This is a genomic window from Massilia sp. NBRC 108631, from assembly GCF_059704565.1.
Genome location: NZ_BAAKJE010000034.1, coordinates 97655 through 118570 on the forward strand (window position 1 = coordinate 97655; position 20916 = coordinate 118570).

Here is a 20916-nt window from a genome sequence, read left to right on the forward strand (position 1 = left end):
AAAACAGGGCCTTAAATCCTTCAAGTGAGCCAACATGCAATATTAATGTAATTGCAACTCACTCCCACTCGATGGTCGCTGGGGGCTTGCCGCTGATGTCGTACACCACGCGGTTCAGGCCGCGCACTTCATTGATGATGCGGTTGGACACCTTGCCCAGCAGCGAGTGCGGCAGGTGCGCCCAGTGCGCGGTCATGAAGTCTTGCGTCTGCACGGCGCGCAGCGCCACTACGTATTCGTAGGTACGTCCGTCGCCCATCACGCCCACCGATTTCACCGGCAGGAACACCGCGAACGCTTGCGACGTCGCCTCGTACCAGTTCTTCGGCAGCTCTTCCGTGTTCACAGCCTGGCCGGCCACGAACTCGTACGGGGTGTTGCGCAGTTCTTCGATGAAGATGGCGTCGGCCTGGCGCAGCAGGTCGGCGTATTCCTTCTTCACTTCGCCCAGGATGCGCACGCCCAGGCCCGGGCCAGGGAACGGGTGGCGGTAGACCATGTCATGCGGCAGGCCCAGCGCCACGCCGAGCTTGCGCACTTCGTCCTTGAACAGTTCGCGCAGCGGCTCCAGCAGCTTGAGCTTCATGGTGTCCGGCAGGCCGCCCACGTTGTGGTGCGACTTGATGGTCTGGCCCTTCTTGCCCTTGCCGGCCGATTCGATCACGTCCGGATAGATGGTGCCCTGCGCCAGCCACTTGGCGTTGACCAGCTTGCCCGACTCCACCTGGAACACTTCCACGAATTCGCGGCCGATGATCTTGCGCTTCTGCTCGGGATCGGTCACGCCGGCCAGGTGGCCCATGAACTGGTCGGTGGCGTCCACGCGGATCACCTTCACGCCCAGGTTCTTGGCGAACATATTCATCACCATTTCGCCTTCGTTCAGGCGCAGCAGGCCGTGGTCGACGAACACACAGGTCAGCTGGTCGCCGATGGCGCGGTGGATCAGCGCGGCGGCCACGGACGAGTCCACGCCGCCCGACAGGCCCAGGATCACTTCATCGCTGCCTACTTGTGCGCGGATCTTTTCCACGGCTTCGGAGATGTAGTCCGGCATGTTCCAGTCGGACTTGCAGCCGCAGATCTCGTGCACGAAGCGGCCCAGCATGGCCTTGCCCTGCTCGGTGTGCGTCACTTCCGGGTGGAACTGCACGCCGTAGAAATTGCGCTCTTCGTCGGCCATGGCGGCGATCGGGCAGCTTGGCGTGTCGCCCATCAGCTTGAAGCCTGGCGGCATGTCCAGCACCTTGTCGCCGTGGCTCATCCACACTTTCAGCATGCCGTGGCCTTCCGGCGTGACGAAGTCGTTGATGCCGTCCAGCAGCTTGGTGTGGTTGCGGGCGCGCACTTCGGCGTAGCCGAACTCGCGCACCAGGCCGTTCTCGACCTTGCCGCCCAGCTGGGCTGCCATGGTCTGCATGCCGTAGCAGATGCCCAGCACCGGCACACCCAGCTCGAACACGGCTTGCGGCGCGCGCGGCGAGTCGCCTTCCAGCGTGGAGTTGTGGCTGCCCGACAGGATCACGCCGGAGGCGCCGTAGTTGCGCACGAAGTCGTCGCCGATGTCGTACGGGTAGACTTCGGAGAACACGCCGGAGTCGCGCACGCGGCGGGCGATCAGCTGGGTAACCTGGGAACCGAAATCGAGAATGAGGATTTTAGAATGCATGGATGAGCGCTGAAGCTAAGAGGAAATAAGAAAACGCCGGCGGTAGGCCGCCGGCGTTTGAGAGGATTAGTCGCCGGAACGGTAGTTCGGCGCTTCCTTGGTGATCTGGACGTCGTGCACGTGCGATTCGCGCATGCCGGCCGACGTGATCTCGACGAATTCCGCTTTCTCGCGCAGCTCGTCGATGGTGGCGCAGCCGCAGTAGCCCATGGACTGGCGCACGCCGCCCACCAGCTGGAAGATGATCGCCAGCACGCTGCCCTTGTAGGCGACGCGGCCTTCGATACCTTCAGGCACGAACTTGTCGGCCTTCATGGTGGCGTCCTGGAAGTAGCGGTCGGCCGAGCCGTCCGACATCGCGCCCAGCGACCCCATGCCGCGGTAGGACTTGTACGAACGGCCCTGGTACAGGATCACTTCGCCCGGCGCTTCTTCGGTGCCGGCGAACATCGAGCCCATCATCACGGTCGATGCGCCCGCTGCCAGCGCCTTGGAGATGTCGCCCGAGAAGCGGATACCGCCGTCGGCGATGCACGGCACGCCGGTGCCGGCCAGCGCTTCGGCCACGTTGGAGATCGCGGTAATCTGCGGCACGCCCACGCCGGCGACGATGCGGGTGGTGCAGATGGAGCCAGGGCCGATGCCGACCTTGACCGCGTCCGCGCCGTATTCCACCAGCGCCTTGGCGGCCGCTGCGGTGGCGATGTTGCCGCCGATAACGTCCACGTGCGGGAACTTGGTCTTGATCCACTTCACGCGGTCCAGGATGCCTTGCGAGTGGCCGTGGGCGGTGTCCACCACCAGCACGTCCACGCCGGCCGCGACCAGCAGCTCGATGCGTTCTTCGTCTTTCGCGCCCACGCCGACAGCGGCGCCCACCAGCAGCTTGCCGTGCTGGTCTTTCGATGCGTTCGGGTGCTCGGTCGATTTCTGGATGTCTTTTACGGTAATCAGGCCGCGCAGGTTGAAGGCGTCGTCCACCACCAGCACGCGCTCCAGGCGGTGCTTGTTCATCAGGCGTTTGGCTTCGGTCGTGTCTGCGCCTTCTTTCACGTACACCAGCTTGTCGCGCGGGGTCATCTTGGCGCGTACTTCAGCGTCCAGCTCCTGTTCGAAGCGCAGATCTCGGTTGGTGATGATACCAACTACTTGTTTGCCCTCTACTACCGGGAAACCGGAAATGCCATACTGCTCCGTCAGCTTGATGACTTCGCGAATCTTCATGTCCGGCGGGATCGTGATCGGATCGCGCAGCACACCGGCTTCAAAACGCTTTACGCGCGCTACTTCGCGGGCCTGGTCTTTCGGCTTCAGATTCTTGTGGATGATGCCGATGCCGCCTTCCTGCGCCATGGCGATGGCCAGGCGGGCTTCGGTAACGGTATCCATCGCGGCCGACAGCAGCGGAATATTCAGCGAAATGTTGCGGGTCAGGCGAGTTTTGAGAGACGTATCCGCAGGCAGAATATTGGAGTACGCAGGGACGAGGAGCACGTCATCGAAGGTGAGTGCTTTTTGAAGTAAACGCATAGTACGATTTCCTATAGGCGCAAAAGTCGATTATACAGTAAGTCACGTCCGACGTCTTTACCCCGGGGAAAATTGGCAACGCCGGTTGACAGCATAGGCAAAGCATGGAAATCTGCCGCAAGGAATAAAGGAATCTATCCACCATGAAACACTACCGAACGGCGCGCGCGCTTTCCGTACTGCTGGCGCTGGCTGCGCTGCCGGCCTGGTCCCATGCCCAATATATGTGGCTGGATGAAAAGGGCATGAAGCAGCTGTCCGACCAGCCGCCGCCGCCGTCGGTGCCGCAGAACCGCATCCTGAAGCAGCCGCGCGGGCAAGGCGCCGCAGCGCCGGGCTATGGTCCCGCCGCCCAGTCCCCTGCCCCTGCGGCCGAAGGCGACGCGCCCGACGCGGCCGAGTCCAAGGTGAAACGCCCGCCGACGGTGGCCGAGCGTAACGCCGAGTTCGCCAAGCGCAAGGCTGAAAGCCAGGCGGCCGAGCAGAAGGCGGCGCAGGAAGCGGCGCGCAAAGCTGAACAGGCCGCCAATTGCGACAGCGCGCGCAGCAACCAGGCCGCGCTTGACTCGGGCACCCGCATGACCGAATTCGACAAAAGCGGCCAGCGCGTCTTCCTTAGCGACGAGCAGCGCGCCGAGCGCTCCCGCCGCAACCAGAAGATTTTGGCAGAATGCTCTAAAAAATGACATCCAGGCAGTATAGAATGATGTTAACGCTACCAAAAACCAAGAAAAATACCGGATGACCAAACCACATAATGGCAAGAGCCGCGCCAGCGGCCGAGTAACCCTGGCAGCCGTTGCTGCACGCGCGGGCGTCGCAACGATGACGGCATCGCGCGCCATCAGCCAGCCTGAGTTGGTATCGCCCATGCTGCGCTCGCGCGTCCAGCTGGCCGTGGAAGAGCTGGGCTATGTTCCCAACCGCGCCGCACGCGCCCTTGCCTCGTCGCGTTCGAACGTCATCGTGGTGCTGGTGCCGTCGCTGTCGAACGCCGTGTTCACGGCGGTGCTGCAAGGCATACAGGACGCGCTGGACCCGTACGGCTACCAGATCCTGATCGGCAACACCCGCTATTCGGACGCCGAAGAGGAAAAGCTGCTCAACGTCTACATGCAATCCAATCCGGACGGCATTTTGCTGTCCGGCATGTCACACAGCAAAGGCGTGCAAAAGATGCTCGACACCTCGCGCGTGCCGGTGGTGTCGATGATGGACCTGTCGCCCGATCCGGCGCAGCTGTCGGTCGGCTTCTCCCAAGTGCAAGCCGGCTACACCATGGCACGCTACCTGATCGACAAGGGCTACAAGCGCGTCGGCTTCATGGGCGCGCAGCTGGACGAGCGCACCATCAAGCGCGCCGAGGGCTACCGCAAGGCCATGGACGAAGCCGGCCTGGCCGATCCCAAACTGGAGCTGATGGTGGCCGACCCGTCCACCATCGCCCTGGGCGCCGAACTGGTGGGCCGGATGCTGTCTGCGACCCCCGACCTGGACGCCATCTTCTGCTGCAACGACGACCTGGCGCACGGCGCCATTTACCAATGCCAGCGGCGCGGCATCAGCGTGCCCGAGCAGCTGGCCATCTGCGGCTTCAACGACCTGCCCGCCTCCGCCTGGATGAACCCGTCCGTAACCACCATAGGCACGCCGCGCTACCGGGTCGGCTTCGAAGCGGCCACCCTGCTGCGCGGCGTCATCCGCGGCGAACAGCCGCCCGCCGTCCAAATCGACCTCGGCTTCACCCTCATGGCCCGCGAAAGCGCCTAAGCATCCTCCCATATTCCTACAAGCGAGCTGAGCCGCATTCCTCCAACTTCGGGGTCTGACCCCGAAGTTTGGAAAATGCGGCTCAGCTCGGTTGGAATTTGGTGCGATGCAGCATCGAATCTTCTTTACATTTTTTCGCGCCACGTTAAACTCCGGTCCACTGATAGCGCTAACAGATAGCGCTACCAAATAGGACTGGATATGACAGAAAAGACGAAACCAACGCGCTGGGTGGTGATGGGTGTTTGCGGCTGTGGCAAGAGTTCGGTTGGCGGCAGCCTGGCGCAAAAGATCGGCGCCACGTTCCTCGAAGGCGACACCTTCCATTCGCCGGCCAACGTGGCGAAGATGTCGGCCGGCACGCCGCTGAACGATGCCGACCGCGCCGAGTGGCTGCTGCAGCTAATGGCGGAAATCCGCGACGCGCGCGAGCGCGGCGAGAGCCTGGTGTTGTCCTGCTCGGCACTCAAGCGCCGCTACCGCGACTTGCTGCGCGAGGGCGATCCGGAACTGCGTTTCGCCCATCTCGCCGGCGACCGCGAGCTGATCGCCACCCGCATGCTGGCCCGCATCAACCACTACATGCCGCTGTCGCTGCTGGACAGCCAGTTGAACGTGCTGGAGCCGCTACAGGCGGACGAGGCCGGTATCACGCTGGATATCCGCAAGGAGCCGGCGCAGCTCATCAGCGACATCTTCAACAGCAATCCATAACTAAATCCTCAACGGAGACACGATGCTTACTACCCGCAACAAGATCCTGACCACTTCGCTGGTCGCCATGGCCGCCCACATTTCCAGCGCCTACGCGGCGGACGAGCCGCAGGCCGCGCAAGCCCCCCAAGCGGCAGCCAAGGCATCCGACAACGGCAACGTGGCCGAGGTGATCGTCACCGCCACCAAGCGCTCCACTTCGCTGCTGAAAACCCCGCTGGCCGTCACCGCCCTGAGCGGCGCGGCGCTGGACGATGCGCACGTGAAGAACCTGGAGGATCTGACGCACCTGTCGCCGAGCTTCCAGGCCACCAGCCAGGGCGACCACGCGGTGCTGCTGCTGACCATGCGCGGCATCGGCAACGACGGCGCCAAGACCGAACAGGCCGACCCGGAAGTGTCGGTCTACGTGGACGGCGTCTACTCCCCACGCGCCGAAGGCGCCACCGCCCTGCTCTACGACATGGACCGTGTGGAGGTAATGCGCGGACCGCAAGGCACGCTGTGGGGCCGCAATTCCACCGCCGGCGCGGTAAACATGGTGAGCGCCAAGCCGAAGTTCGGCATGACCGAGGGCAGCGCTGAAATCACGGTCGGCAACTACAACCGCACCGGCACCCGCTTCATGTACAACCTGCCGATCACCGAGCAGTTCGCGTTGCGCGTGGCCTATGCCGGCGAGTCGCACGACGGCTACGTGGACTATCAGCAGCCGCCGAACATCCCTGGCCTGGACAAGAACGCCTTCGTCACCAGCGGTGACAAGTACAACGCGCAAGACCAGAAGGCGCTGCGCCTGTCGGCCGCCTGGCAGCCAAACAGCAGCCTGCGCACCGACCTGTCCTTCGAGACCTTCCGCGACGACGGTACGCCGTCCATGAACCTGAACCAGGAACCGCGTCCGGGCCAAAAGCTGTGGTCGGCGCTGATCCAGATCGCGCCCTACCTGCACCGCAAGGTAGACACCATCCGCACCCGCACCGACTGGAACGTGAACCAGGATATCGACCTGGCTTTCATCGCCGGCGCCCAGCGCACCGACGGCGCCATGCAGTTCGACGCGCGCGGCGGCTACACCGTGCCGACCAGCAACACCACCGGCGGCGTGCTGCGCAACACGCGCATCAACTGGGAGCACTACACCAACGCCAGCGCTGAACTGAACGTGAAGTCCTCCGGCAAGAAGACGGTGGACTGGCTGGTGGGCGCCTACGTCTTCCACGAAAAGGCCGGCATCCGCCTGGACCAGCCGGCATGGTCCGGCACGCAAGCGGGCTACGGCTGCACCAACTGCGGCTGGCCGGCGCTGACCCAGAACAGTTTCGTGCAGCCCAACCAGGACACCAAATCGCACGCCTTCTTCACGCAGAACACCTGGAACGTGGCCGAGACTTTCCGCCTGACCGGCGGCCTGCGCAAAACCTGGGACGAGAAGCACAACCGCGGCGGCACCAACTTCTACTGCCCGACAACGCAGCCGGCCAACGGCAAGCCCTGCCTGCCAATCACGGCGCAGGACGATCCGCGCAGCGTGGGCTTCGTGCCCAACCCATCGGTGATCGGCCCGGACGGCAAGCCGGCGTTGAACAACGACGGCCAGCACAAGTGGAGCAAGCCGACCTGGTTGCTGAAGGCGGACTATGACGTGACCAGGGACATCATGGCCTACGCCAGCGTGAGCACCGGCTACAAGTCCGGCGTGCTGACCGACGGCGGCGTGCACACGGCGCCTGAAACGCTGACCAGCTATGAGCTCGGTGCGAAGGGCAAGCTGATGGGCGGCAAAGTCACCTGGGCCACCTCGCTCTACTACGCGGACTTCAAGGGCTACCAGATCTCGGTACCAACCACCTTCCCGAACGGCGCCAGCTTCCTGCTGACGGCCAACGCGAAAGGCGCGACGGCCAAGGGCTTCGAAGGCGAGCTGACGGCGCGCGTGACGCCGGTGGATACGCTGAACGTGGCCATGTCTGTCCAGCGTACCGAGATGGATACCTTGCTGACGGCCGACCCGAACAACTCCAGCTACAACAATCTGCCCGGTCCAAACGGCGGCAAGGTGCGCGACCTGAAAGGCAACGAGCTGCCGCACGCGCCGCACTTCTCGCTGAACGTGGGCTACCAGCACCACTTCAACCTGGAGAGCGGCGCCCGCATCTCGCCGCGCATCAATATGCACTACGAGACCGCGAGCTGGCTGGATGTGTTCAACGACGGCGAGCCGGACCGCCAGCGTGCCTACACCCGCAGCGACTTCACCGTGCGCTACAAGCCGGCAGGCGACAAGCACTGGCAGGTGGAAGCCTTCGTGCAGAACCTGGAGAACAAGGACATCAAGACCACCGTCAACATCGTGAACCTGCCGCCGGCAGCCAGCGACCGTCCTGTATGGCAGGCGATGTACCTGGCGCCGCGCACCTTCGGCGTGCGCCTGACCGCCGATTTCTGATAGCACTTGCGCCGTCCCCGCCATCAATCGGGGCGGCGCGTTCGCGTTAAACTCGGCATCGTCCCTTATCACCGAAAGCAATCCGTGGCTGCAGTGCTCAATTCCCCCTTGTCGTGGCGCGAGAAATTCAGCTACGGCATTGCCGATATGGGTTTCAATTTTTATTGGACCAATATCGCCACATTCCTGCTGTTCTTTTATACCGACGTATTCGGCATATCGGCCGCCGCTGCGGCCTCCATGCTGTTCACGATCAAGATCGTCAACGCCTTCACCGATCCGCTGATCGGCGCGCTGGCCGACCGTACCACCACGCGCTTCGGCAAGTTCCGTCCCTACCTGGTGTGGATGGCGTTGCCGCTGGGCGCAGCCGCCGTGCTCACCTACACCACGCCGGACCTGGGCCACGACGGCAAGCTGGCATGGGCCTACGGCACCTATCTGCTGATGATGGTGTGCTACACCGCCATCAACATCCCGTACAACGCGCTGTCGGGCGTCATGTCGGGCGATCCGCAGGAACGCTCCACCATCAACGGCCTGCGCTTCATCTTCGCCTTCGCCGGCAGCACGCTGGTAACCGCCGCTACGCCCTTCATGGTGCGCCTGCTGGGCGGCGGCGACGATAAGCAGGGCTGGCAGCTCACCATGCTGGCCTGGGGCGTCGCCGCCTCGGCCCTGTTTGCGCTCACCTTCTTCAACACGCGCGAACGCATCGCGCCCGCCGCCACGCAAAAGAGCAACGTGGCGCAGGACATCCGCGACCTGACCCGCAACGCCCCCTGGCTGGTCCTGTTCTTCCTGGCGCTGATCATCATGATCACCATCACGCTGCGCACCTCCACCGCCATCTACTACTTCAAGTACTACGTGGGCCGCCCTGAGCTGATGGCCACCTTCGTTCCCGCCTACATGGTGGCAGCTGCAGCAGGCGCCTCGCTTACGCCGCTGATGACGCGCTACGTGGACAAGAAGAAGCTGCTGATCATCCTCATGGGCTGCACCACGGTGCTGTCGAGCGCCTTCTTCTTCGTCGACAAGGAGCAGGTCTGGCTGATGTACACACTGCAGATCGCGCTCGGCTTCGTGCTCGGCCCCAAGTCGCCGCTGGCGTTCTCCATGTACGCCGACACCGCCGATTACAACGAATGGCGTACCGGCCGCCGCGCCACCGCCATGACTTTCGCCGCAGCCACCTTCTCGCAAAAACTCGGCACTGCGTTGGCGGTGGCGGTGATCGGCGCGCTGTTCACAGCGCTGGGCTATGTGCCCAACGCGGCGCAGACCACCGGCTCGCAGGCCGGCATCGTGTGGCTGATGTCGCTGATTCCGGCCTTCTTCGCCGCGCTGGCCGTGGCCGTGATGCTCTTCTATGACCTCGATAAACAAAAACTGGCGCTGATCCAGACCGAACTGGCGGTCCGCAAGGCGGCGCTGTAAGCCAAACGCAGTAAGCTGAAAGACACTCCGGAGATACCCATGCTACGCCCAACCCACGATGGCGACCGCTACGAACTGACCAGCCCGACGGCCATGCCGAAGGCCGGCGGCTTCCTGTGGAACCAGAAAATGATGATACAAGTGACCTGCCGGGGCTACGCCACCGCGCAGTTCATGCAGCCCGAGCCCGCCAAGTACGCCTACGCGCCTAACCTGGAGGCCAAGACCTTCATGCAGCCGGAGCAGAACTACTACGCCCACCATCCGGGCCGCTTCGTCTACGTCAAGGACGAGGAGACCGGCGAGTTCTTCTCGGCCCCTTATGAGCCGGTACGCGCGCCGGTCGACAGCTTCCGTTTCTCGGTCGGCAAGAGCGACATCGAATGGACCGTCGAGCACCTTGGCATTCGCGTCGAACTGACCCTCAGCCTGCCGACGCAGGACGTGGTGGAACTGTGGTCGGTCAAGGTGGTCAACCTGTCCGGCCGCCAGCGCAAGATCAGCGTCTATCCCTATTTCCCGATCGGCTACATGTCGTGGATGAACCAGTCCGCCGAGTACCGCGTGGACCTGGGCGGCGTGGTGGCCAGCTGCGTCACGCCCTACCAGAAGGTGGCGGACTACTTCAAGAACAAGTTCTTCAAGGACCGCACCTACTTCCTGTGCGAGACGCCGCCCGATTCGTGGGAAACCATGCAGCAGGCGTTCGAGGGTGAAGGCGGCCTGCACGCGCCTTCCGCAGTGCGGCAGGACGAACTGTCGCGCAGCGACGCGCGCTACGAAACGCCCACCGCCGCCGTACAGTACCGGCTTACGCTGGACGGCGGCGGGGAGCGCGCGCTGCGCTTCATCTTCGGCCCGGCCTTCGACGACGCGGAGATCCGCTCCATGCGCGGCAAGTACCTGAGCCAGGCCGGTTTCGCCGAGGCCAAGCGCGACTACGCCTGGTACATTGAGCAAGGCCGGGGTGTGCTGCAGATCGAAACGCCGGACGCGGAACTGGACAATTTCGTCAACCATTGGCTGCCGCGCCAGGTCTACTACCATGGCGACGTGAACCGCCTGACCACCGACCCGCAAACCCGCAACTACCTGCAGGACAACATGGGCATGAGCTTCATCAAGCCCCAGGTCACGCGCGCGGCCTTCCTGCACGCGCTGTCGCAGCAGGAACCGAACGGCGCCATGCCGGACGGGATCCTGCTGGTGGAAGGCGCGGAGCTGAAGTACATCAACCAGGTGCCGCACACCGATCACTGCGTGTGGCTGCCGGTCTGCCTGAAGACCTACCTGGACGAAACGGCCGACTACGCACTGCTGCGCACCGCCGTGCGCGGCGCCGAGGATGGCGTGGAGCAGTCGGTGTTCGAGCGCATCTCGCGCGCCATGGACTGGCTGCTGGAAGCGCGCGACGAGCGCGGCCTGAGCTTCATCGCCCAGGGCGACTGGTGCGATCCGATGAATATGGTGGGCTACAAGGGAACAGGCGTTTCCGGCTGGCTGACCGTGGCCACGGCCTACGCGCTGAACCTGTGGGCGGACATGTGCGCCCAAGTGGGCCGCGACGAGCGCGCCGAGCACTACCGCGCCGGCGCGGCCGCAGTGAACGCAGCCGCCAACAAGCATTTCTGGGATGGCGACTGGTTCTCGCGCGGCATTACCGACGACGGCGTCGCCTTCGGCACCAGGAAGGACAAGGAGGGCCGCATCTGGCTCAATCCACAAGCCTGGTCCATCCTGGGCGGCGCCGCCGGCGCGGAGCAGCGGACGAAAATGCTGGCGCAGGTGGACCAGCAGCTCAATACGCCATACGGCGTGGCCATGTTCGCGCCGCCGTTCAGCGCCATGCGCGAAGACGTGGGCCGCGTCACGCAGAAGCACCCCGGTTCGGCAGAAAACGGCGCCGTATACAACCACGCCTCGGTGTTTTACATCTACAGCCTGTACACCGTGGGCGAAAAGGACCGCGCCTACAAGCTGCTGCGCCAGATGATCCCCGGCCCGAGCGAGGCGGACTATCTGCAGCGCGGCCAGCTGCCGGTGTTCATTCCCAACTACTATCGCGGCGCGTATCACCAGTATCCGGAGCAGGCCGGCCGCTCCAGCCAGCTGTTCAACACCGGCACCGTGTCCTGGGCTTACCGCTGCTTCATTGAAGGCCTGTGCGGCCTGCAGGGCGACGCCGACGGCCTGCGCATCAACCCGCAGTTGCCGGCGGAATGGGACGGCATCAAGGTGACGCGCATGTTCAGGGGCGCGAAGTTCGTGCTGAACATCCGCCGCACGGACGTGAAGGAAGTGATGGTGATGCACGCCGGCCAGTTCCTGCCGTCTGCCCACATCGCCAATATCGCTCCGGGCGCGACCTACAACCTCAGCGTATTCGTGCCGGCATGAGGACGGGGCGCGCACGGGGTACAGTCACAGATACAGTCGCAGCCGCGGCCGCGGCCGTGGCGCTGGCCTGCCCCGCGCAGGCGGTGCCGCCGGCCCCGAGCGCGGACGAGCGCGCCGCACGCATGGTGGCGGCGATGACGGCGGAAGAAAAGATCCAGACCGTCTTCGGCTACTTCGCCACCGACTTCGCCAAGAAGAACCACTTCGCGCCGAAGGAAGCGCGGCGCGATTCGGCCGGCTACGTGCCCGGCGTGCCGCGCGTCGGCCTGCCGCCGCAATGGCAGGCCGACGCGGGCATCGGCGTGGCAACGCAAAGCAGCTCGAAGCAGCCCTATGAGCGTACTTCGCTGCCATCCGGCCTGGCCACGGCCGCCACCTGGAACCCGGCACTGGCCTATGCGTCCGGCGCCATGATCGGCAAGGAAGCGCGCCAGTCCGGCTACAACGTCATGCTGGCCGGCGGCGTGAACCTGATGCGCGATCCGCGCAACGGCCGCAATTTTGAATACGCGGGAGAAGATCCGCTGCTGGCGGGCGTCATGGTGGGCGAGCAGGTGCGCGGCATCCAGTCCAATCACATCGTCGCCACCGTCAAGCATTTTGCCTACAACGGGCAGGAGACCCACCGCTTCACCGTGGATTCCGAACTGGACGACGCGGCCGCCCGCATGTCGGACCTGCTGGCCTTCCAATTCGCCATTGAGCGCGGCGATCCCGGCTCCGTCATGTGCGCCTATAACCGCGTCAACGGAATCTATTCCTGCGAAAGCCCTTACCTGCTGAATGAAGTGCTGAAGCAGGACTGGGGCTACCAAGGCTATGTAATGTCAGACTGGGGCGCGGTGCATTCCACCATCCCTTCCGCCAACGCGGGGCTGGACCAGCAGTCCGGCTGGCCTTTCGACCACTCCGCCTACTTCAGTGACGCCCTGCGGGAGGCCGTCACCAACCGCCACGTGCCGCAGGCGCGGCTGGACGATATGGTGCAGCGTATCGTGCGCGCCATGTTCAAGCACGGCGTGATGGACCATCCGGTTGCAGTCGAGCCGGAATCCGGCATCGACTTCAACGCGCACGCAGCCGTGACCCAGGCGGGCAGCGAGGAAGCCATGGTGCTGCTGAAGAACAGCGGCGCGCTGCTGCCGCTCGCCGGCGCCGTGCGCTCGATCGCCATCATCGGCGGGCATGCGGACAAGGGCGTACTGTCCGGCGGCGGTGCATCGCAGGTGCATGCGCACGGCGGCATGGCGGTTCCCAACGAAGGCCCGGCGCACTTCCCCGGCCCCATGGTGTACCACCCGTCCTCGCCGATGCAGGCGCTGGCCGCGCGCAGCAAGGCGCGCCTGGCCTACCTGGACGGCAAGGACATTGCTGCCGCCGCCACGCTGGCCGCCGCGAGCGACGTGGCCATCGTGTTTGCTACGCAGTGGACAGCCGAGAGCGTGGACGCCGCTTCCCTGGCGCTGCCGAACGGGCAGGACGAGCTGATTGCCGCCGTGGCGCGCGCCAATCCGCGCACGGTGGTGGTGCTGGAAACCGGCGGCCCGGTCACCATGCCATGGCTGGGCAGCGTGGGCGCCGTGCTGCAGGCCTGGTATCCGGGCACGCGCGGCGGCGTAGCGATAGCGCGCGTGCTGACCGGGGAGGTGAATCCTTCCGGCCGCCTGCCAGCCACCTTCCCCGCCGCCGAAACACAGTTGCCGCGCCCCGTCATCGACGCTGGGCAGCAGCGTGCCGACTACAACATCGAAGGCGCGGCGGTCGGCTATAAGTGGCACCAGCTGAAGGGCCGCAAACCGCTGTTTGCCTTTGGTCACGGCCTGTCTTATACCAGCTTCACCTATGGCGGACTGGCTGCGCAATTCAAGGATGGCAAGGTTACGGTCAGCTTCAACGTGCGCAACACGGGCACGCGGGCGGGCAAGGCCGTGCCGCAGGTCTACGTGGCAGCGCTTGCCCTCGAATCACCGGTTGCGCCGGATTCGCAGGTGGCCGGCGGCTGGGAAGCGCCGCAGCGTCTCGCCGGATGGGACAAGTTCGCGCTGGCCCCTGGCGCCAGCCACACCGCCACGGTGACGGTCGATCCGCGCCTGCTGGGCGTGTACGACAGCGCCAGCAAGACGTGGCGCATCGCCGGCGGCGACTACGACATCATCCTGGCCAGCGCATCCGACGCGCCCGCAGCCACCGTCCGCCTGCGCCTGCCCGCACACGCGGTGGACGTCCGGGGCCGCCCGGCAGGCGCGCAATAGCACGGCAGCAACCGGGGCTGCGATGCGCCGGCCCCGAGCCAGCTGCGGATTAGCCGCAGGCAAGCCCCACCGAGGCGGCACAAGAACAGCATGGCAGCGCCCCCTATGGCCGCCCCGCCTTGCCCGCTCGCGCGGGCCTGCGACGCAGCGCTTAGTCGTAGGCCAGCCTGGGATACCAGTCGCTGCCGCGCCCGGCCGGCGTGAGGTCGAGAATATTCCACAGCGGAGTGGGATCGGGCGCGAGTCGCGGATCCTGGCCGGGGTCCGACGTGCCGCCCATCTCGGCGCCCCAGAAATGGCGCACCTTGGCGCCATCCTTCACCCACACGTCCAGCGCCGGCCATTCGCTGCCATCCGGCGCCAGACCGCGATAGTCGCGCGCGAAGCCGTCGCCGACGGTGGCGTAGAACTTCAGATTGCGCCATCCCCGCTCGCGCGCAAAGGCCAACTGGCGCTCCACCGGCGAACGCCCCAGCACCGCCATGGCCGCTTTCTGCGTAATGTCGCGCGCCGGGATGTCGAGTGCGCCGAGAAAGGCCGTACACATGGGGCACGGACGGTCGCGCTGTGGTCCGAACATCCAGAAGTAGGTCACCAGTGTGTCATGCTTGCCGAACAGCACTGCCAACGGCACGGTGGCGCCGTTTTCATCCTTGAACTGGTAATCCGCCGCCTCACCGCCTGGCGGCAAGGCGCGGCGCTGCTCGGCCACCCGTTCAATATGGCGCCGCAGTTCGATTTCCTCGGCCAGCAAGGCGGTGCGCGCGGCGCGGTACTCGGCGCTGTCGTTGGGATAGGGCTTGCTCGCGGCGGCGGCAAGTTCATGGGCGGGTTTGAGCTGATCCATAATGCGCTCCCGGGCAAAGTGTCAGATCGCCCACGCTATCGCACCCGGCCCAAGGCTACCGTGCGCCGTCCCACATATCCGGGCATGGCGCTGCGTTTAGGCTGCGCATCCCGCGCTGACAGCCCTATTCAGCTCTTGCGCACCTTGCGGCGGCGGGCGTTCTTGGGGTCGGCGATCAGCGGGCGGTAGACTTCCACCCGGTCGTGCTCGCGCAGCACGGTGTCCAGCGTCTTCTTCTTGCCGTAGAGGCCGACCGCCATCGCGGCCAGGTCGATGCCCGGCACTTCCACCGCCAGGCCGCTCACATCCAGCGCCTGCCGGATGGTGGCGCCGGCCTCCAGCCGCAGCGCGCGGCGGAACTGCAGCGTGTCGGTGGCGTAGCACACCTCGACGTTGATTTGGCCCATGATTTGGTCAGCCGCCATATACCGTGTCGGCCCGTTTGCAGAACGAGTCCACCATGCTGTTGGCGATCATGCCGAACACCGGGCCCACCACCTGCTCCAGCAGGCGGCTGGAGAACTCGTAGTGCAGGTCCAGTTCGACCTTGCAAGCGTCCTCGCGCAGCGGCTTGAAGGTCCAGGTGCCGTCCAGGGTCTTGAAAGGACCATCGACCAGCGTCATCTTCATGCTGGTGGGCGGCGTATTCACGTTGGACGTGGTAAAACTCTGGTGAATGCCGTGATAATGGATGGCCAGGCTGGCCACGACGGTATTTTCGCCGCGTTCCCGCACGTCGACGCCGCCACACCAAGGCAGAAATTTGGGATAATCTTCGACCTTGGCAACCAGCTCGAACATCTGTTCTGCGCTGTAGCCCAGGATAACCGACTTGTGCACTACTGCCATTGTGTTACCGTTTGCTATGATGTTGGTTTATCCGCGCTCTGCGCGCGGCGAAACCGTAGTTTAACCGACCCGCACTGTTTTACCCACCACCCATGACTATTGCCGACAACAAAAAAGCCTTTCACGATTTCTTCATCGAGGACCGCTATGAAGCGGGCCTGGTGCTCGAAGGCTGGGAAGTGAAGGCAATCCGCGACGCGCGCGTGCAGATCAAGGAAGCCTACGTCACCATCAAGGGCGACGAGCTATTCCTGTTCGGCGCCCATATCAGCGCCCTGCCCACCGCGTCGACCCACATCAGCCCGGAAGCCGTGCGCACCCGCAAACTGCTGCTGCACCGCGCCGAGCTGGACAAGCTGATCGGCAAAGCCACCCGTTCCGGCTACACGCTGGTGCCGCTCAACCTGCATTACAAGGGCGGCCGCGTGAAGTGCGAGATCGGCCTGGCCAAGGGCAAGAAGCAGCACGACAAGCGCGCCACCGAGAAAGACCGCGACGCATCGCGCGAAGTGGCTTCGGCCATGAAACAGCATCGTCGTTAATATGTCACTTCGAGGTCACTTCCTTCCGTAGGCGTTTCTATCTAGAAACTCCCATGGTAAACTGCCGTGGCAAGACTCTTTAACGACGGCGAGGAAGAACATGGTGACGAAAACCGCAGCAATCCTGATATCCGGCGCGCTGCTGGCCGGCTGCGCGGGCCAGCAAGTGCCCCAGATTCCCCATACGCCGTACAGCCCGGTGCCCGTCGCCAGCAACTTCCCGACGTCCAACCAATACACGCTGCAGGCCGCGGCACACTGGGGCGTTATCGCCCAGCATATCGAAAAAGGCCTGGCGGCGGACTTGAAGAAATCGCCTCCGCGGCCGTTCTACATCGCCGAGCCGTCCCCGCAAGCATCGCCGTTCCAGCGTGCGCTGGCCGCGCAACTGGTGTCGGCCCTGGTGCGCGACGGCCATATCGTCTCGCGCACCCCGGCCGGTTCGCTCAAGGTGGACATCGATGTGCAAGCCTATACCTTCGCGCCGGGCCGCGCCCAGTTCCGCTATCCGGGCGAGCCGACCGTGCTGACCGCCGGCGTGCTGGCGCTGACCTTGCTGGAGCCGGTGGCCGGCCTGCTCGCCGGTGTCGCCGCCATCGACACCTACCAGTATCAGCATGCCAAGTTTGCAGCCGGCGACACGCCGCAGACCGAGCTGCTGGTGACGGTGTCGGTGTCCGACCAGTACCGCTACTACGCGCGCAACAGCACGGCCTATTATGTGGCCGACAGCGACCGCACGCTGTACGGCATTGCGCCCGACGTGCCGGCCGAAGCCAAACTGATGAAGACCTACAAAGTGAAGGGTGACCAATAATGCGCAACTTCGCACCGCTGCGCGCCCTGCTCGTCGCCACCTTCGCCACCGCGCTGCCGCTGCTGCTGGGCGCCTGCTCCAGCGCCCCGGCCAAGGAAGAAACCAACTACGCCACGGTGTCGTCCAACCAGTTCATCGCCTCCAACTACAAGGCAGCCGACATGCTGCTGTCGCAGCTGAACGGCAAACTGTTGGCGGACAAGCCGCTGATCATGGCCACGGTCGTCAATATCGACGCACTGGAGCAAACCACCACGCTGGGCCGCCTGGTGTCCGAGCAGATCTCCACCCGCCTGTCGCAGGGCAATCTGAACATGGTGGAGATGAAGTTGCGTAACAACGTCTACCTGAAACGCGGCCAGGGCGAGCTCATGCTGACCCGTGAAATCGGCCAGGTAGCGCAGACGCACAATGCACAAGCCATCGTGGTGGGCTCCTACGCGGAGACCAGCGACATGGTGTTCGTGAACGTGAAGGTCATCCAGCCCAACACCAATTTCGTGCTGGCGGCGCATGACTTCGCGCTGGCCAAGGAAGGCATCGTTCGCTCGATGCTGATGCAGCACTGAGCTCCGGGCACCGGGCGCTGAACGTCAGTCCCGGCTGGCCAGCAGCGCCAGCACCTGCTCCGCCGACGCGGTGACCTTCAGCGAAAGCAGGTCGTCCGCCCGCGTCACGCCGGCATTGATGGCTGCAATCTGCTTTCCGCTTTCGGCGGCCAGCTTGCAGAAGCGGTAGCCCGAAAATACCATCAGCGACGACCCCACCACTAGCAGCGCATCGGCTTCCGCCATCGCTTGCAGCGCAGCCTCGGTGCGCGGCCTGGGGATGGTGTCGCCGAAGAACACCACGTCCGGCTGCAGCACGCCGGCGCAGTGCGCGCAGTGCGGCACGTGGAAATACTCCAGCGCTTCCGGCTCCAGTTGCGCATCGCCGTCCGGCAGCGGCCGGGCGTCGCTGCCGGCCAGTTGCGGGTTGTCGCGCAGGAGTTGCTGCTGGATGTAGGCGCGGGCATATTGGGCGCGGCATTCCAGGCACACCACGCCGTGGATATTCCCGTGCAGCTCAATCAGGCTACGGCTGCCGGCGCGCTGGTGCAGGCCGTCCACGTTCTGCGTGATGACGGTGGCAACCCTGCCGATGTGCTCCAGGGCCGCCAGCGCGCGGTGGCCGTCGTTCGGCGCGGCGCGCGCCAGGGTAGGATAGCCCACCATGCTGCGCGCCCAGTAGCGGCGGCGCACCGCGTCCGAGCGGCGGAACTCCGGCCCCTGCACGGGGGCGCGGCCGCGCCGGACGCCATCCTTGTCGCGATAGTCGGGAATGCCGGATGCGGTACTCAGGCCGGCGCCGGTCAGCACCAGTACTTTGCGGTGGCGGCCCAGGAAGGCGTCCAGTTCATCAGCACCGGCATCGGCCTCGTGTTCGGAGAAGATCTGCATGCCGCCATGCTAACCGAAAGCGCGCTACTTCGCCTGCGGGAAGCTGAAGCCGGCCTGGTACTGGTGGTAGCCGTCGAAGTCTTCCTTGCCCACGGGGACGCCGTGGCTGCGCAGGATGGCGTGCGCGGTCACCAGGTGGAAGAAGAAATTCGGCAGTGCGTAGGAGACCACGTAGTCGCGTCCCGAGAACACCGGCGACACCAGTCCGGCCGTGGTTACCACCTGCATCTTCTCCGCCGCATTGAAGCGGTCCGCAGGCACCTCCTCGAGGAAATCGACCGTGGCAGCGATGCGGGTGCGCAGCTGGTCCCAGTCCTGGTCACCGCCGCCAAGCACCGGCAGGTCGCATGCGAGCAAGGGGCAGCAGGCGCGCACGGCGAAACTGCAGGCGGTGGTCACTTGCTGGGCAAAGGGAAACATGCCCTCCGCCAAGGCCACCCGCACCAGTGGCCGGCCGGTGCGCCGCTCATGGTTCTCCGCCACGCGCAGCGTAGCGTGTAGCTGCTGCAAGTAATGTATAAACACCGGCACGCTGGCCGAATAAAGCGTGGTCCCCACGATAAGCTCTGTTTTATTGACGACAAGCTACACTCTGCCATTGTGCAGAGGCAATAGCAATATCTCCGAGCACAAGCGTCGTTTTACAGTGTTATCAAGGCGTTCATTTCTCCGGATTCATCGATCTCCGCTTCCACAAAACCGAAGCTGGCATAAAGGAAATGAGAATAAAGGGTGGCCTGCGCAGTGAATAAGCATTGTTAGCGAGATAATCTTCCTAGTGATTCAGCAGTTCGACATCGCTAGCCAGATCCCGGTTTTTCTTCTGTAACCGGACGTACGAGCCTGTCAGAATTTTTGTGTGTCCGGGGTCATGAAATAATACCGAAAGGGATGTTCCATGACCGAAGCAATGACCACTAAAAAACCTAGGAAGAAAAGAGCACCGCCGCCGTTTCCCGTCGAGCTGATCGACCAACTGCTGGCCCAGGTGCAGAACAAGGACGCCGAGTCGATTCTTGGCGAGAGCGGGCTGGCGGGCCAGCTCAAGAAGATGCTGGCCGAGCGCATGTTGACGGCGGAGTTGAACCACCATCTGGCCAACGAAGCCGAGTCAAGCGAAAACCACCGCAACGGCAGCAGCTCCAAAACGGTACTAACCCCAGGCGGGAAAATCCAGTTGGATGTCCCTCGTGACCGGCTTTCCAGCTTCGAGCCGAAGCTGGTCGCCAAGCATCAACGGCGCATGGAAGGCTTTGATGACCATGTCATCAGCATGTATGCCCGGGGCATGAGCGTGCGGGAAATCCAGGGTCACCTGCTGGAGTTGTATGGCACGCAGGTCTCGCCGGACCTGATTTCCACCATCACCGATGAAGTCATGGAGGAAGTCGTCCAATGGCAGCAGCGGCCGTTGGAGCCGATGTATCCGATCGTTTATTTCGACGCGCTGCGCCTGAAAATCCGGGACGAAGGCTCCGTCAAAAACAAGGCGGTGTATCTGGCGCTGGGCATTCGCGCCGATGGCCGCAAGGAAGTGCTGGGCCTGTGGATTGAGCAAACGGAAGGCGCCAAGTTTTGGCTGAAGGTCTTTAACGAGTTGAAAAACCGGGGCTTGAACGACGTCCTGATCGCCGTGGTCGACGGCCTGCGCGGTTTCCCGGAGGCGATCGAAGCAGTCTACCCGCAAGCGCAGATCCAAACCTGTATCGTCCATTTGATCCGTAACTCCCTGGTACTGGCGTCGTGGAAGGACCGCAAAGAGCTCGCCGCCTCGCTAAAACCCGTCTACCAGGCCGTTAACGCCGAGGTGGCGGCTGCGGCGCTGGACGACTTTGCGGCCGGCCCTTGGGGCACCAAATTCCCGACCGTGGCGGCCATGTGGAAGCGCCAGTGGGAGCAGGTAATCCCATTCTTTGCCTACCCGCCGGAGGTGCGTACCGTGATTTATACGACCAACGCCATTGAAAGCCTGCACATGCAACTGCGTAAGATCGTCAAGAACCGGGGCCATTTCCCAAGCGACGACGCGGCTACCAAACTACTCTTCCTGGCCTTGCGCAATATTGAAAAAGATTGGAAGATGCCTGCACGAACCTGGAAGCAGGCAGTTAACCAGTTCGCCATCATGTATGGGGAGCGTTTCACCAACGCGATCAGCTAATTAAACTTTGGCCCCGCACACAAAATTTCTGACAGGTCCC

At 64.0% G+C, this 20916-nt stretch carries 18 protein-coding genes; 11 read left to right on the top strand and 7 right to left on the bottom strand.

Translation table 11 applies throughout. The features are described 5' to 3' along the window. Positions 1 to 58: 58 nt before the first annotated feature. Positions 59 to 1669 (bottom strand): glutamine-hydrolyzing GMP synthase, encoded by a 1611-nt coding sequence (guaA, locus tag AC6H42_RS03565; RefSeq protein ID WP_057157201.1) that lies wholly within the window; start codon positions 1667 to 1669, stop codon positions 59 to 61. Positions 1670 to 1735: 66 nt separating this feature from the next. Then, positions 1736 to 3199 carry an IMP dehydrogenase gene (guaB, locus tag AC6H42_RS03570; RefSeq protein WP_057157200.1) on the bottom strand — a complete coding sequence of 488 codons (1464 nt, stop codon included), beginning with the start codon at positions 3197 to 3199 and terminating at the stop codon, positions 1736 to 1738. Positions 3200 to 3342: 143 nt separating this feature from the next. On the opposite strand from guaB, the gene AC6H42_RS03575 reads away from it, so the two are divergent. From AC6H42_RS03575 to AC6H42_RS03605, 7 genes are all read left to right on the top strand, one after another. Continuing rightward, positions 3343 to 3885 carry a DUF4124 domain-containing protein gene (locus AC6H42_RS03575; RefSeq protein WP_497547425.1) on the top strand — a complete coding sequence of 181 codons (543 nt, stop codon included), beginning with the start codon at positions 3343 to 3345 and terminating at the stop codon, positions 3883 to 3885. Between the two features lie 55 nt (positions 3886 to 3940). Further along, a complete protein-coding gene (gene gntR, locus AC6H42_RS03580; protein WP_497547426.1) occupies positions 3941 to 4969 on the top strand; it encodes an HTH-type transcriptional regulator GntR in 1029 nt (342 codons plus the stop codon). 201 nt (positions 4970 to 5170) lie between these two features. Beyond that, positions 5171 to 5683, top strand: a complete 513-nt coding sequence (locus AC6H42_RS03585; protein ID WP_057157197.1) for a gluconokinase — start codon at positions 5171 to 5173, stop codon at positions 5681 to 5683. Between the two features lie 22 nt (positions 5684 to 5705). Then, entirely contained in the window at positions 5706 to 8132 is a 2427-nt protein-coding gene (locus AC6H42_RS03590; RefSeq protein ID WP_497547427.1) for a TonB-dependent receptor, read from the top strand. An 84-nt stretch (positions 8133 to 8216) separates the two neighbouring features. Then, positions 8217 to 9572, top strand: a complete 1356-nt coding sequence (locus AC6H42_RS03595) for an MFS transporter (protein ID WP_497547428.1) — start codon at positions 8217 to 8219, stop codon at positions 9570 to 9572. A gap of 39 nt (positions 9573 to 9611) precedes the next feature. Further along, complete coding sequence (locus AC6H42_RS03600; RefSeq protein ID WP_497547429.1) at positions 9612 to 11969, top strand: GH36-type glycosyl hydrolase domain-containing protein; 2358 nt, start codon at positions 9612 to 9614, stop codon at positions 11967 to 11969. Continuing rightward, positions 11966 to 14221 carry a beta-glucosidase gene (locus AC6H42_RS03605; protein WP_497547430.1) on the top strand — a complete coding sequence of 752 codons (2256 nt, stop codon included), beginning with the start codon at positions 11966 to 11968 and terminating at the stop codon, positions 14219 to 14221. Before AC6H42_RS03600 ends, AC6H42_RS03605 begins: the two co-directional genes overlap by 4 nt. 151 nt (positions 14222 to 14372) lie before the next feature. Here the strand turns inward: AC6H42_RS03605 and AC6H42_RS03610 are convergent, their stop codons facing one another. The 3 genes from AC6H42_RS03610 to AC6H42_RS03620 all read right to left on the bottom strand — a co-directional run bounded on the left by AC6H42_RS03610 (position 14373) and on the right by AC6H42_RS03620 (position 15917). Continuing rightward, positions 14373 to 15068, bottom strand: coding sequence for a DUF899 family protein (locus tag AC6H42_RS03610; protein WP_497547431.1), 696 nt, complete (start codon positions 15066 to 15068; stop codon positions 14373 to 14375). Between the two features lie 128 nt (positions 15069 to 15196). After that, positions 15197 to 15475: an RnfH family protein gene (locus tag AC6H42_RS03615; RefSeq protein WP_229418299.1), complete on the bottom strand. Its 279-nt coding sequence runs from the start codon at positions 15473 to 15475 to the stop codon at positions 15197 to 15199. A gap of 7 nt (positions 15476 to 15482) precedes the next feature. Then, entirely contained in the window at positions 15483 to 15917 is a 435-nt protein-coding gene (locus tag AC6H42_RS03620; RefSeq protein ID WP_057157191.1) for a type II toxin-antitoxin system RatA family toxin, read from the bottom strand. A 92-nt stretch (positions 15918 to 16009) separates the two neighbouring features. Here AC6H42_RS03620 and smpB point away from each other — a divergent pair, with 92 nt between their 5' ends. From smpB to AC6H42_RS03635, 3 genes are all read left to right on the top strand, one after another. Beyond that, positions 16010 to 16459, top strand: a complete 450-nt coding sequence (gene smpB, locus AC6H42_RS03625) for an SsrA-binding protein SmpB (RefSeq protein ID WP_057157190.1) — start codon at positions 16010 to 16012, stop codon at positions 16457 to 16459. 100 nt (positions 16460 to 16559) lie between these two features. Then, on the top strand, positions 16560 to 17276 hold the full coding sequence (locus AC6H42_RS03630) for a hypothetical protein (protein WP_057157189.1): 717 nt from the start codon (positions 16560 to 16562) through the stop codon (positions 17274 to 17276). Continuing rightward, the gene (locus AC6H42_RS03635) at positions 17276 to 17845 is read left to right on the top strand and encodes a FlgO family outer membrane protein (RefSeq protein WP_497547432.1); all 570 of its coding nucleotides are present in this window, start codon (positions 17276 to 17278) and stop codon (positions 17843 to 17845) included. The genes AC6H42_RS03630 and AC6H42_RS03635 overlap by 1 nt, the downstream gene beginning before the upstream one ends. A 24-nt stretch (positions 17846 to 17869) precedes the next feature. Here the strand turns inward: AC6H42_RS03635 and AC6H42_RS03640 are convergent, their stop codons facing one another. Beyond that, entirely contained in the window at positions 17870 to 18715 is an 846-nt protein-coding gene (locus tag AC6H42_RS03640) for an NAD-dependent protein deacetylase (RefSeq protein WP_497547433.1), read from the bottom strand. A gap of 24 nt (positions 18716 to 18739) precedes the next feature. Then, on the bottom strand, positions 18740 to 19273 hold the full coding sequence (locus AC6H42_RS03645) for a DUF1993 domain-containing protein (protein WP_057157187.1): 534 nt from the start codon (positions 19271 to 19273) through the stop codon (positions 18740 to 18742). A gap of 352 nt (positions 19274 to 19625) precedes the next feature. Between AC6H42_RS03645 and AC6H42_RS03650 the strand changes: the two genes are divergently transcribed. Further along, complete coding sequence (locus AC6H42_RS03650; protein WP_497547438.1) at positions 19626 to 20876, top strand: IS256 family transposase; 1251 nt, start codon at positions 19626 to 19628, stop codon at positions 20874 to 20876. The last annotated feature ends 40 nt before the right edge of the window (positions 20877 to 20916 follow it).